The organism is Arthrobacter sp. H20, assembly GCF_000520515.1.
Lineage (GTDB): Bacteria > Actinomycetota > Actinomycetes > Actinomycetales > Micrococcaceae > Arthrobacter_D.
This window is the reverse complement of sequence record NZ_KI914719.1, coordinates 25,446-38,354: the sequence shown is the minus strand read 5'-3', so window position 1 is coordinate 38,354 and position 12,909 is coordinate 25,446. Positions and strand designations below refer to the sequence as shown.

General features: G+C 64.0%; 13 protein-coding genes, 1 tRNA gene and 1 pseudogene. 11 read left to right on the top strand and 4 right to left on the bottom strand.

What is annotated here, in order from left to right; translation table 11 throughout:
• The first annotated feature begins 56 nt into the window (after positions 1-56).
• From Y703_RS0105765 to Y703_RS18205, 10 genes are all read left to right on the top strand, one after another.
• Positions 57-1,037: a flagellar motor switch protein FliM gene (locus tag Y703_RS0105765; protein ID WP_253907952.1), complete on the top strand. Its 981-nt coding sequence runs from the start codon at positions 57-59 to the stop codon at positions 1,035-1,037.
• Positions 1,034-1,738 carry a flagellar motor switch protein FliN gene (gene fliN, locus Y703_RS0105760; RefSeq protein ID WP_035764001.1) on the top strand — a complete coding sequence of 235 codons (705 nt, stop codon included), beginning with the start codon at positions 1,034-1,036 and terminating at the stop codon, positions 1,736-1,738. Before Y703_RS0105765 ends, fliN begins: the two co-directional genes overlap by 4 nt.
• Complete coding sequence (locus Y703_RS20735; protein ID WP_051427340.1) at positions 1,739-2,341, top strand: FliO/MopB family protein; 603 nt, start codon at positions 1,739-1,741, stop codon at positions 2,339-2,341. It abuts the gene before it with no gap.
• A 143-nt stretch (positions 2,342-2,484) separates the two neighbouring features.
• On the top strand, positions 2,485-3,243 hold the full coding sequence (fliP, locus tag Y703_RS0105750) for a flagellar type III secretion system pore protein FliP (RefSeq protein ID WP_253907951.1): 759 nt from the start codon (positions 2,485-2,487) through the stop codon (positions 3,241-3,243).
• Positions 3,240-3,515 carry a flagellar biosynthesis protein FliQ gene (fliQ, locus tag Y703_RS0105745; RefSeq protein WP_026551948.1) on the top strand — a complete coding sequence of 92 codons (276 nt, stop codon included), beginning with the start codon at positions 3,240-3,242 and terminating at the stop codon, positions 3,513-3,515. Before fliP ends, fliQ begins: the two co-directional genes overlap by 4 nt.
• A gap of 2 nt (positions 3,516-3,517) precedes the next feature.
• Complete coding sequence (gene fliR, locus Y703_RS0105740) at positions 3,518-4,276, top strand: flagellar biosynthetic protein FliR (RefSeq protein WP_026551947.1); 759 nt, start codon at positions 3,518-3,520, stop codon at positions 4,274-4,276.
• Positions 4,276-5,382, top strand: coding sequence for an EscU/YscU/HrcU family type III secretion system export apparatus switch protein (locus Y703_RS0105735; protein WP_026551946.1), 1,107 nt, complete (start codon positions 4,276-4,278; stop codon positions 5,380-5,382). The genes fliR and Y703_RS0105735 overlap by 1 nt, the downstream gene beginning before the upstream one ends.
• Positions 5,382-7,433: a flagellar biosynthesis protein FlhA gene (locus Y703_RS0105730; RefSeq protein WP_026551945.1), complete on the top strand. Its 2,052-nt coding sequence runs from the start codon at positions 5,382-5,384 to the stop codon at positions 7,431-7,433. Before Y703_RS0105735 ends, Y703_RS0105730 begins: the two co-directional genes overlap by 1 nt.
• Positions 7,408-8,382, top strand: a complete 975-nt coding sequence (locus Y703_RS0105725) for a hypothetical protein (protein WP_155849422.1) — start codon at positions 7,408-7,410, stop codon at positions 8,380-8,382. The genes Y703_RS0105730 and Y703_RS0105725 overlap by 26 nt, the downstream gene beginning before the upstream one ends.
• A 102-nt stretch (positions 8,383-8,484) precedes the next feature.
• Positions 8,485-8,805, top strand: a complete 321-nt coding sequence (locus tag Y703_RS18205) for a carbon storage regulator (protein ID WP_081743410.1) — start codon at positions 8,485-8,487, stop codon at positions 8,803-8,805.
• Here the strand turns inward: Y703_RS18205 and Y703_RS22320 are convergent.
• Entirely contained in the window at positions 8,802-8,951 is a 150-nt protein-coding gene (locus Y703_RS22320; protein WP_162148866.1) for a hypothetical protein, read from the bottom strand. The genes Y703_RS18205 and Y703_RS22320 overlap by 4 nt on opposite strands.
• Positions 8,952-9,146: 195 nt before the next feature.
• Here Y703_RS22320 and Y703_RS22920 point away from each other — a divergent pair, with 195 nt between their 5' ends.
• Positions 9,147-10,652 (top strand): S-layer homology domain-containing protein, encoded by a 1,506-nt coding sequence (locus Y703_RS22920; RefSeq protein ID WP_026551943.1) that lies wholly within the window; start codon positions 9,147-9,149, stop codon positions 10,650-10,652.
• Positions 10,653-11,010: 358 nt separating this feature from the next.
• On the opposite strand, the gene Y703_RS0105710 is transcribed toward Y703_RS22920, so the two are convergent.
• From Y703_RS0105710 to Y703_RS21415, 3 genes and pseudogenes are all read right to left on the bottom strand, one after another.
• Positions 11,011-11,086, bottom strand: a tRNA-Thr gene (locus tag Y703_RS0105710).
• Between the two features lie 85 nt (positions 11,087-11,171).
• Positions 11,172-12,728: an alpha/beta hydrolase gene (locus Y703_RS0105705; protein WP_026551942.1), complete on the bottom strand. Its 1,557-nt coding sequence runs from the start codon at positions 12,726-12,728 to the stop codon at positions 11,172-11,174.
• Positions 12,725-12,909 (bottom strand): annotated as a pseudogene (locus tag Y703_RS21415) (DNA polymerase III subunit delta'); the annotation flags it as partial. The pseudogene Y703_RS21415 and the gene Y703_RS0105705, both read right to left, overlap by 4 nt.

Here is a 12,909-nt window from a genome sequence, read left to right as displayed (position 1 = left end):
GTGGTGGGGCCAGAGGCTCCGGGCCCACCGTATCTCACGGTTCGGCGCGGGCGTGGGTGCTGTGCCTGACGCACATCCGTGACCACTTTCTTCTAACGCGCCATCGGCGGCTGCCGATAGTTGGTGCTGTGACGGTCCAGGAACACCTTGAAATTGGCGTGCCCGCAGCAGCGGGACGCCAGGTGGATGTCTATGACTTCCGCCGGCCCACCACGCTGGCCCGCGAGCATTCCCGGGTCCTCGAGCTGGCTTTCGAAACGTTCGCACGGCAGTGGGCAACCCAGCTAACCGCCAAGGTCAGGGTGATCTGCCAGGTCACGTCTGAGCACGTACTGATGCAGTCCTACAACGAGTACGCCGCATCGCTGCCCCACACCACCGCCATGGTCCTGTGCTCCATCGAAGGCCTTGTAGCTAAGGCGGTCATTCAGTTTCCGACGTCGGCGGCCCTGTACTGGATCGATCACATGCTCGGAGGCCACGGCATCTCGGCAGCCCAGGACCGCAAATTCACGCAGATTGAGCAGGCACTGGTTCACCGGCTCATGGATGACGGACTGGAGGGCCTGCACTACTCACTGGGGTCCCTTCTCACCAAGCACATGACCGTCGATGCCATTCACTACAACTCCCAGTTCGCTCAGGCCGCGCCCACCGCGGACCTGATGATCGTTGCGGGATTCGAAATTCGGGTGGGGGAGAGCAGCTGCCGTGCCACCGTCGCCATTCCCGCCGACCTCCTGATTCCTCAGCTCGGCGAAGCGAACCCGGCGTCCGACGGCGACAACGCCAGCGAACTCATCCAGGCCCAGCTTGCCAATGTGCCGGTCGACGTGGCACTGCAGCTGGCCCCCGTCACCGTCAAACCTGGTCAGATCCTTGATCTCGCCGTCGGGGATGTCCTGTCCCTGCCCCACCCGCAGCACCGGCCGCTGAACGTCATGGTCAACGGCAACTGGCTGGCCCACGCAGCGGCGGGGGTCAGCGGTTCACGGCTGGTCTGCGTGGTTGTGAACACCGAGGAGAAATCAACATGATCACCACCAACCCTTCCCAGGCGGCAGCTGACGCACTAGTCGAGCTATTGCCAACCTCTGTGCCGGTGCGGGCTATCAAAAGCAACGTCCAGCTGATGCCGACAGGTCTCGCCGCGTCAGCACTCTCCGGCTCCTTTGTGGGGGCAACCTCCGCTGACGTTGCGCTCATCCTGGCCGCCGGCAGCGTTCCGGCAGAAGCAGCCGGCACCGACTCGCCCCTGGTCTCCACGTCCGATATCCTCCGCCCCGCGCTCGAGGCCGCCACTGCAGTGCTCGGCGCAGGCGTCCTGGGGGATATCCGCACCGAAGATGTCTCAGCTGTATTCGCGGACCCCGAAGCCACCGTGTTTGAACTTACCGGCAACGGACGCCCGCAGGGGTGGTTCGCCATCCGTGTCCGCAACGGCGCCGCCAAATCGGCCGGGGGGCAGTTCGCCGGCAGTACCGCCGCAGGGAAACTGGGTCGGATCAACAACGTGGAAATGTCAATGACCGTCGAGATCGGCCGCACCCGGATGTCAGTCCGCGACGTCCTTGACCTCGAACCCGGTGGAGTCATCGAACTGGACCGTTCGGCTGGTGCGCCCGCCGACGTGCTCCTCAACGGCAGACTAATTGCCCACGGCGAGGTGGTGGTGGTTGATCAGGACTACGCCGTGCGCATCACCCGGATCCTCGACGTCGCTGAGGGATCCTTCTAGATGGACGCCGTAGTCCTCGCGCTGAGGGTCTTGCTGTCCCTCACCGTCGTGCTTGGACTGCTCTGGTATCTACACCGCAAGATTTCACGGTTCAACCGTACCGGCAACAAGGCCGACCCGGTCACGGTGGTGACCCGACAGGGCATCAGTCCCAAGGCATCGGTTGTCATGATCGAGGCTGACGGCAGACGCTTTCTGCTGGGCGTGACCGACCAATCGGTCAATGTCCTCCACACCAGCCCCGCTCCCGGGCTCACTTCCGTACCTGGGCTCACCAGCGAGAGCGACGCGGCCGGGGCTGACGACGTCGGCGGCGCAACGTTCGCCCGCGTGCTGAGCCTTGCCACAGCTGCAGGTCAGCCGGGATCGGAGAGCCGCCCCGCCCGACGTCGGGCAGGCACTCCTGTGCTGGCCGAAGCGGCCAACTTCAGCCCGACCAACATCAACCGTGCCAACGTTGCCCGCGCCGAAGTCAAGCGCTCCGGGCGGCGGGCTGCCCACGCATCAACCGGCCGCGCGGCCTCGCCGCTGGCCGGATCTATTCTGTCCGCCGAGACCTGGAAGCAGACCGCCGCTGCCTTCCGCCAGGGACGGACGGGGTGAACTGTTCCGTCCTTACCGGACGGTCCTCGCACCCGCGCGCATCAGTCTCAGTTGCACGCCCCCGCATCACTGGCACCCGCATCACTGGGAGCGGCGTCCTCGCAGTCGTCGCGCTGACGGTGCTGCTGGCAGGTCTGATTCCGCTGCTGACATCGCTGGCAGCGTACGCAACCCCCATCGATCCGGTGCCCCCGACTGACCCCCTTGATCCGGTAGCACCGGAAGACACCGACGGGCTGTCAGTGGAGATCAATGGGGTCAACGGCGGGCCCAGCGGAGCCATCGTCACCCTGTTGGGGATTACCCTGCTGTCGGTGGCCCCGGCGTTGCTGCTGATGATGACCTCGTTCACCAAAATCTTCGTGGTGCTGGCCATGACCAGGAACGCACTGTCCCTGCCATCGATCCCGCCTAACCAGGTGTTGGCCGGACTGGCCCTCTTCCTATCGATCTTCATCATGGCGCCGGTGCTCACCGAGATTAACAACCTCGCCGTCCAGCCATTCCTCAATGGCGAGTTGTTGCTCGGCGAAGCGGCCGACGTCGGCTCGGGCCCGCTCCGGACCTTCATGCTCGGCAACACCAGGGAAGAGGATCTGGCCCTGATGACCCGGGCTGCAGGCCTGGAGAATCCCGAGGACCCGACGTCCGTGTCGCTCGCCACCCTGATCCCGGCGTTCATGATCTCGGAGCTGCGGGCAGCGTTCATCATCGGGTTTGTGATCTTTGTGCCGTTCCTGGTCATCGACCTGGTGGTCTCCGCGGCCCTGATGTCCATGGGCATGATGATGCTCCCCCCGGTAATGATTTCCCTCCCGTTCAAGATCCTGCTGTTTGTGCTCGTTGATGGGTGGGGGCTGATCATCACCTCATTGATCGGCAGCTATCAGGTGGTCCGATGAATACCAGCGCCGTCCTCGATATTGGGCTCCAGGCCATCTGGCTTGCAGCAAAGCTCTCAGCCCCTATTCTGATTACCGCCCTGGTCGTCGGCTTCGCTATCTCGCTCCTGCAGTCGATCACGCAGATCCAGGAGGTCACCCTCTCCTTCGTGCCGAAGGCTGCCGCGGTGGCTGTTGCGCTGCTGGTCTGCGGGCACTGGATGATCTCGGAAATGGTGTCCTTCACCCAGGAGATGTTCGAGAAAATCCCCGGCCTTCTGATGGGCGGCTGAGAATGGAAGTGGTCCTGGATCAGGGCCGCATTGAGGCGACAATGCTGGCGGGGGTGCGGATGATCGCGTTCCTGGTGATCGCCCCGCCGTTTTCCTACAACGCCATCCCGGCGCGGATCAAGGCAATGCTGGCCATCGGGCTGGCCCTTGCCGTCTCGCCCCAGGTCGCCGACCGCTACGAATCTCCTGGGACTGCTGGCTACATCACCGCGCTGATCCTTGAACTGCTGGTCGGAGCCATGCTGGGGTTCCTGGTCCTGGTGGTGTTCTCAGCCATCCAGGCGGCGGGCAGCCTGATCGACCTCTTCGGCGGATTCTCCCTGGCCCAGGGCTTCGACCCGCAGTCCATGGTGAACGGCGCCCAGTTCACCCGGCTTTTCCAGATGACGGCCCTTGCCCTGCTCTTCGCCTCGGACGGATACCAGCTGATCATTGCCGGACTGGCACGTACCTTCAGCGCGCTGCCTATCGGCGGTGGGATCGATCTCTCTTCGCCCGTCGAGGCCATCACCGGGTCGGTCACCAACATGTTCCTGGCAGCCGTGCAGATCGCCGGCCCGCTGATCGTCATCCTCTTCCTGGCCGACGTCGGGCTAGGGCTCCTGACCCGGGTGGCACCAGCGCTCAACGCCTTCGCCCTTGGGTTCCCGCTGAAAATCCTGGTGACGCTCCTGCTGGCTGCCACCCTGTTTGTTGCCCTGCCCCGGATTGTCTCGACCCTGGTCGACAACGCGGTCCGTCTGGTGATGGGGGTGGGGTAATGGCTGAGAGTGCTGAGGAAAGAACCGAGGACGCCACCCCGAAGCGGATGAAGGATGTCCGTTCGAAGGGACAACTCTCCAAATCGGAGGACTTCACCGCCTGGATTGGTGTGGGTGCTGCAGCAGTCATGATCCCGTCCACCATCGCGCGGGCTGCCAACGCCGGCACTGACCAGGTCTTTTCCTTCAGGGCCGTCATTGCCAACCCCGAACCCGCCTTGGCCGTTCGGTCGCTGGTGGACGGCCTAGGCTCCCTCGCCTACATCCTCACTCCGTTCCTGACCGTCGTGGTGGTGGCGGTCCTGGGAACCGCTGCAATACAGGGTGGCATCAACTTCAAGAAGTTCCGCGGCAAATTTGAGCAGTTCAACATCCTCGCCGGTGTCAAGCGGACCTTTGGTGGGCAGGCTCTGTGGCAGGGCACCAAAGCCCTGCTCAAGACTGCTGTTGTAGGAACCGTCCTGTGGCTAGTGGTGCAGTCACTGCTACCCGTGCTCATGTCATCGGGAGGTCTGCCCGTCTCAGCGCTGCTCGCGGCGGGCAGCGGCGGCGCAGTGACGCTGCTGCAGTCCGCCGTCGTCGCCGGCCTGGCCCTGGCAGCACTGGACGTTCTGGTGGTGCAGCGGCGGAACCGAAAAAAGACCCGCATGACCAAGAAAGAGGTCAAGGACGAGAACAAGTCCTCCGAAGGCGATCCGCTGATCAAATCCCAGCGGCGCGCCCGGCAGTTCGCGATGAGCAGGAACCGGATGATCGCCGCCGTCGGCGATGCCGACGTCGTGCTGGTCAATCCCACCCATTTTGCCGTCGCACTCAAATACGAGCCGGGGAAGTCGGCGCCACGCGTCGTCGCGAAGGGTGCAGGGCTCATCGCCGCGCGAATCCGTGAGGAAGCCGAAACACGCCGCGTACCTCTCGTCCGCGACGTTCCCCTGACCCGCGCGCTGCACGCCGCCTGCGAGCTGGGTCAGGAGATTCCCGCCGACCACTACAACGCCGTCGCACGGGTCCTTGCCTTTGTCATGTCACTGAAAACCAGGGGCTCCGTGCGGGGCCACCACACACTGCCTCCCGTAGCCACTTCCACCTCCAGCGGAGCGTACTGATGAACCGGTCACTATCTAAACTCTTTGTGCCCATCGGCGTGGTGGGGATCATCATGCTCCTGGTGGTGCCCATCCCGGCGCCCATGCTGGATGTGCTGATCATCGTCAACATCCTGCTCGCCCTGGTGATCCTGCTGACCACCATGTTTGTTCGGAAGCCGTTGGACTTCTCGGTGTTCCCTTCGCTGTTGCTGGTTGCGACACTGTTCCGGCTGGGGCTCAATGTCGCGTCCACCCGGCTGGTCCTCGGTGACGGGTATGCGGGGCAGGTGATTGAAGCGTTCGGGCATGTGGCGGTCGGCGGGTCGCTGATCATCGGCGCGGTGATCTTCCTGATCCTCATCGTGATCCAGTTCGTGGTGGTCACCAAGGGTGCCGAGCGCGTCGCCGAAGTGGGCGCCCGCTTCACCCTCGACGCGATGCCCGGTAAGCAGATGGCCATCGACGCCGACCTCAACGCCGGTCTGATCACCGACATCCAGGCACGTGAACGCCGCGCCGAGGTGTCCGCCGAAGCCGACTTTTACGGTGCGATGGATGGCGCCTCGAAGTTCGTGAAGGGTGACGCGATCGCCGGGCTGATCATCATCATCATCAACGTGATTGGCGGGATCGCGATCGGTATGCTGCAACGCGGCATGTCCATTGGCGACGCAGTCAACACCTACAGCCTCCTGACCATCGGTGACGGTCTGGTCACCCAGATCCCGGCCCTGCTGATGGCCGTCTCCACCGGCATGATCGTCACTCGGTCCAACGCCGAGTCCGATATGGGCTCGACCGCCTCGGCCCAGCTGGGCCAGTCACGCACCGCGCTGCGCATCGCCGGCGGCGCGGCAGTGGTGATGGCCCTGATCCCGGGTATGCCGGTGCTGCCGTTCGTCCTGGTGGGCGCCGGACTGATCTTCATCGCCCAGCGCATCAAGAAGGACGACGACGCCAAGCGCGCCAGCGACGACGCGGCCGCCGCCGAACTCGCTGCCCCGAGCAGCACCGACAGCACCGAGGATCTGATCGAACAGATGCGTGTGCACGCGCTCGAGATCCTGTTGGCGCCGGACCTGGTGGACGTGGTGACCGGATCATCGGATGACCTGCTGGGGCGGGTCCGGGCACTGCGCCGGAAAATTGCCCTGGACCTGGGGGTGGTGGTGCCACCCGTCCGCACCCGCGACAGTCTTGACCTCCCGCCGGCAACCTATGTGATCAGGATTGCCGGAGTGGAGGCTGGTCGCGGAGAGGCACCGCGCGGGAAGGTGCTCGCCCTGGGGGAGGATCTTGCCTCCCTGCCCGGGGTGACCACTGTAGAACCAGTGTTTGGTCTGGCTGGAAAATGGGTCCCCGCCGAGTTGCGGCACAACGCCGAGTTGACCGGGGCCACAGTGATCGACAGGGTGTCGGTGCTGGTGACCCACCTTTCGTCCATCATCACCGGGAATGCCGCCCGGCTGCTGACCCGCGAGGACGTGCGGGTACTGACCGACGGCGTCCGCGAGGTCAGCCCCTCGGCCGTTGAGGAGCTGATCCCCGGGATGCTGTCCCTCGCCGAAGTGCAGCGCGTGCTGCAGGGCCTCCTCGCCGAACAGATCCCCATCAATGATCTCCCGCGGATCTACGAGTCCCTGACCTTGCGGGCCAAGGTGTCGGCGGATCCCGAAGGACTCATCGAAGCCGCACGGCACGCCCTCGGTCCGGCCTTGACCGCGCAGTACCAGGACGGCAACCTGCTCCGCGTGATCATGATCGACCCGCTGCTGGAACAGTCGATGCTTGAGGGCCTGCGCCCGTCCGATCAGGGCAGCCAAATCCTCCTGGATGCGGCCCGTACCGATGCCGTGTTGACCTCGGTGAAGGACGCCGTCGCGTCTGCCGAAGCCAACGGGCACTCCGCGGTGCTGGTCTGCGCTCCCGCGCTGCGCCCCGCGATCCGGCGGCTGGTCTCGGCACAATCCGGCGGGCTGCCGGTCCTGTCCTATCAGGAAGTCACCAGTGCCAACGTGAATATTGAGACAGTGGGAGTAGTGCGTGGAACCGCAAAGATTTCATCTTAGGGGTCCGTCGCTTGAAGCACTGCGCTCGCAGGTGTTCGCCGAGCACGGACCGCTGGCGCGGATCACCGCCGCCGAACTGGTGACAGTCGGAGGAATCCGTGGCCTCCTCGCCCAACGGCACTACGAGGTAACTGTCGAGGTGCCTACGGCCGCGCCCGCACCGCCGCGCAGCGGGAGGCGCAGCGTGGGGCGTGCCTCTGCGCCGCAGCGGAAGGAATCGGGGATCGCAGCGCTCCTCGCCGAGGCCGACGACGCCGAGGCCTCCCTGCACGCGGTGAAGATGCCGGAACCGGCGGTGTCCACCGACACCAACCTTTTCGCTGCGTTGATGGACGATCTCATCTTCAACATCGACGCGGCATCGAAGACGGTGGCGCAGCAGCCTGCTGCTGTCCCGGTGCCCGCACCGGCCACCCGACCCGGGGACCTGACGGTTGTCGTCGGGCTGGGCGCGGATCCGCTGGCGGTGGCCCGTTCGATGGCCGAGGAGTTGGTCAGCGACAGAAATCGTCGAGCGGCAGTGCGGGCCGTTGGTGAGGGGGAGGTCAACGGGCGCCGAGCGGCCAATCCCGGCGCGGCTGGCGCGCGGGGGTCGGCGGCTCCAGTGACCGACCGGCTGGTCGCAGCGGCGCTGCGGGCCGGGGGAGTCGAGGGCGGCTTCCCGGTGTTCGCCGCCGTCGGGCTGGATGGAGCACGCCTTGATGTTGAGTTGGCGGGACGCGTTGCGACGGTGGCCGGGCTCGGTGCCGACCAGATCTGGATAGTTGTCGACGTGGGCCGCAAGCCGATGGACACTGCAGCGTGGGTGGCCGAGGTGACGCGGGAGCTGCCTGTCATCGCCGTCGCGGTGGTCGGTGCGGCAACGACGTCCTCCCCGGAGACCGTCAACACACTCGGCATCCCGGTGGGCTGGGTGGACGGGCGGCGGGCCACCTCGCCGGTGCTGTGAGGATCATGTCAAGGAGCGGTGTGTCTGCGGCGACTACGCTCGTAAAGGCCGATGAGGCGTGCGGTCCCGAAGGACCCCCGATCGCTGGGATAGAGTAAGCGGGTGCTGGTGCTTACACGCAAAATTGGGGAACAGATCCTGATCGGGGATGACATTGTCGTCACAGTGCTCGATTCCCGTGGCGAAGGGATCCGGATCGGCATCGACGCGCCCCGCGGCGTGAAGATTCAGCGGGAGGAAGTGCTACGCGCCGTCATCGAGGCCAACCTCGCCGCCGCCCAGCCCGATCCTGAGGCCGAAGCGCGAATCAAGGCCCTGCTCGGTATGCCGACGACGCCCGCGAAGCCGGCCGACCCCGCGAACCCTGTCGCCGCTGAGCCGCCTGCCCCAGCCGCCCCCGCGAAGCCGGCCGACCCCGCCTAAAACTCGTCACGGTGAGGAATCCGGACAAGGGTGAGGATATTGTATTCCCCGCCCCATTGCCCAAGTCGCTGACGGGTGTCCGGCTTGTTCAAGGACGGACTGTCCCTGCCGAGTTCGGTGATGGCTGCTGGGTTACTACGTGACACAGCAACGCTACATTATTGAGCATTGTTTTTCGTCCGGGTGGTCCGCGCGGGTAAACCCGAGTGCCAACTCAATCATTTAGCGGCTTCCTTCCTTCATGCGGAAAACATAGCGCGATAATTCGTACTTCGATGCATTTCCATAAAGCTTAGTATCATCAGGGAAAGCCCATCGGGCAGTAGAGAACAGAGACTCCCATGAAAACATCCCTTCGTCAGCTTCTAATCGCCGTGTTTACGGCCAGCGTCGTTGCCTTAAGCGGCCCCACCGCAGCTGTGGCGAACGAGAACTTACCCCCGGCACCGGCGCAAGAAACTGAAACCATTACTGCCGCCACGGCACCAATGGTGGCGGCAATCCGGTTGCCTTTGTCCGAGGCGTCCACTCCAGAGGCGGAAGGGCAGGCTCCGGGGTTGTCTCGACTCGTGCGTATCAGTCCCGATGTGGTCAAACCTGGTGAAGATATCATTTTCGAGTGGGAAACTGCTGGCGATGCTCCCATTGCTGAAATCCAGGTCCATCTCGTAAATGACTCTAATTCAAGAGAACCTTTCTTCACGATATACCCGGGAGGCGAAGCGACCTTTCGAGTCACGCCCGATCAGTTGTCCCCGGGGGACCACATTCTCACCCAAGTCGTAGTGGTCGGTCAGGACGGCACAGAAACGAGCTATAGCCGCTCTGGCAGCGTCAGTTCCACCAAACCTCCGACTTTGACCCCGCCTCCTCCACTGTCCGACTTGTCTCAGCTGGATTTCAGGGTGCTGTATTGGACAGCGGCCGTTGATCCGGTTGTCATTGAGGACCGGCCTGGCAGTGCCGAGGACGCGTTCGTCATACCCTCTTCCCCCCATGTGGACTACATGTTTCGGGAAGAGGGCGAGTCGGAAGAGGAGGTTCTAGCCCCGGGCAGGTACCCCCGCCAAGGGGACAAGACCCATTATTTTCGGGCTCAGACTCATAGTGGATATTTACCGGGAGGTCCGCGCACGGGCTGGGATCACCGGTTCAGCGATGCGCACCCCCCATACGAAGTGACTCCTTTGCCTGTGACATTCGTCGACTTCTTCGACAACGGCAGGGGCATCTACATCATCCCAACCACCCCTGGTGTGGAGTATTGGGTCGGGGGCTCCGTGAAGACCTCTGGAGTACACAGCGCTCAGGGCAGTGTTACCGTGACCGCGAAGCCCATGAGCGACTACGTGATCACCAACGGCGCCACCTTCACGTGGACGAAGACCTTCACCGCGAACGAACTGGTTCCTACGCCTCCCACCTTCTTGGACAAGGACGGGACCGCAGAAGACACCTACACCATTCCGGCGACCCCTAATGTGGAATATCTGGTCAACGGCTCCGTCAGGAGTGCTGGCACGTACCCGACCGCCGGCACAGTTACCGTGACGGGCTTGATTACCGTCATCGCTCGGGCGAAACAGGGCTACTCCCTCGCCGAGGGCACCACCGCCACCTGGCAGAAGACGTTCAGCGCCACGAGTGCTGAGTACGTTCCCCCGGCGAAGTCGCCCTTCACGGATGTGTCCACCAAGCAGCAGTTTTATAGGGAGATGGCTTGGCTCTCCAATCAAGGCATTTCCACCGGCTGGGACAACGGCAACGGGACCCGCTCCTACAAGCCATTGGCCCCGATCAACCGTGATGCAATGGCCGCCTTCCTCTACCGGGCCGAACACGTGTAGCGCTAGTCCACCCCCCTGTGACACCGCCGGCCCTCGCCATGGGCAATACTCGCAGGCAATGACGAAATCGCAGCAGCCCCGGGCCTTTTGGGGGAACCGGGGCTGCTGGCTGTCAGTCGTCGGTGACGGCATACGGGGACGCCATGCGGACTCATGCCGCCGGATCGACTCAACCCATGCACCAGGGACGAAGACGTCGAGGCATAGGTCGTCCGGTAGACACGCTCGTTTTTCGGCCGTGTAGGGACAGCGCGCTATAGTGTCGGGTGGTGTGGAACGCAATGCGGAACCCATAGGGTAACGACAGTAAGATTCCAAGCTGCAGACCCAGGAGGTCCCAGCGTTTCCGCGGTCATAGTGGAGCCTCCTGCCAGAGTCGAACTGGCGACCTTCTCATTACGAGTGAGACGCTCTACCGACTGAGCTAAGGAGGCTGAAGCTTCACGGAACGCGCGTCGACGCGGCCCAATCCACAAGCGTCAACTGTATAAGAGCAGCCGTCGGAAGGTCAAAAGAGCGCTAGTCGCACCTGACGCCGTCCTCGGGCACTGTGCCGTCGATGAAGTAGGAATCCACCAGGTCTCCGATGCAGGAATCGGCCCGCCCGTAGGCGGTGTGCCCTTCGCCGTCCCAGGTGACGTGGACTGCTGTCTCTAGCTGATCGGCCAGCGCCAGCGACCACTCATAGGGAGTCGCAGGGTCACCAGTGGTGCCGATCACCACCATCGGTGCCGCGTCAGGTGCCGACGCCGGTGCCGGCTCCAGCACCGGGGCGTATTCCCACGCGTTGCAGGTCACCCCGCCGTAGGCGAGGTAGGGGCCGAAGGTCGGCGAGGCTTCGGTGAGCCGGTCGGCGTCCGCGGCCAACTGGGCAGGATCGCTGACCATCGGGTAGTCGAGGCAGTTGATGGCGATGAACGCGTCGCTGGCGTTCGTGGCATAGCTGCCATCCGGGTCTCGTTCAGCTGCCAGATCCGCCAGCTGAAGCATGACCGACGGGTCGCCCTGCAGCGCCTCATCGATCGCACTGGTCAGCAACGGCCAGTTGTTGTTGTCATACAGCGGCAGGATAAAGCCTGAGAAGAAGGTGTTGATGGTGACAAGACGGCCATCCGCGGCAGTCATCGGGCTGTCCTCGACCGAGCGGAACAGATCCTGGATGACTGCCACGCCTTCGTCCAGCCCGGCGGGGAGCGGGCAGTCGCTGGTGCGCTGGCAGTCAGCGACATAGGTGCCCAGTGCGGTCTCGAAGGCGCGTGCCTGACCCAGTGTGATCTCCTCATTGGTCAACGACAGATCCACAGCGCCGTCCAGGACCAGCCGGCCGGTGTTCGTGGGGAACAGCTCAGCGTAGGCGGCGCCAAGAGACGTGCCGTAGGAGAAGCCGAGGAAATTGAGTTGCTCATCACCGACCGCGGCGCGCAGAATGTCCAGGTCGCGCGCTGCACTGTCAGTATCCACGAATCCGAGTAGTTCCCCAGTGCGCTCGGCGCACTGGGCGGCGAACTCTTCGGCCTCAACGGTGAGCCTCTCGAGCGCCTCAGCGTCAGAGATCCCGGGCTCCAGGTACTCCAGCCGGTCGGCTTCGCGCTCCTCATCGGTCTGGCAGTCGACGGCCGAGGATGCCCCCACTCCGCGGGGGTCAAAGCCGACGACGTCGTACGCCACCCGGAGCCGGTCGCTGGTCACATACGTCAGCGCGTCCCTGACAATGTTGACCCCTGAACCTCCGGGCCCGCCCGGATTGACCAGCACCGAGCCCTGAGCGTCACCCGTCGCATCGCTGCGGATCAGGGCTATGTCGATTGAATCACGCGCTGGATTACCGTAATCCAGCGGCACCTCAACGGTCGCGCAGGCGAACGTCTCCTCGCACAGTTCCCAGTCCACTTCCTGGGTGTAGAAGCCCGAGAGGTCGGCGGGGACCTCGCCCACCACGCCTGGCGGGGCCGACTCCGCTCCTGTCTGCGGCCCATCACCGGACCCAGGGGTGAGTACCTGACACCCGGACAGAGCCAGCGCCCCCGACAGGACGATGGCGGCCGTCGCCAGACGGGTGGGGAAAATACTTCTCACGCGGTGTAATCCTTTTCGGGGAGGAGGCTGACGGCCATGGCCTCGATGGCCAGCAACGGGGCAACATTGGTGTTAACTATCCGGTCCCGCACTTTGTTGATTGCCTCAATTCGCACGAGTGTTCCCTCAGGGGTGCCGGACCGGGCGAACGCCTCCAGCTCCGGTCGCAACGGCTCGTTCT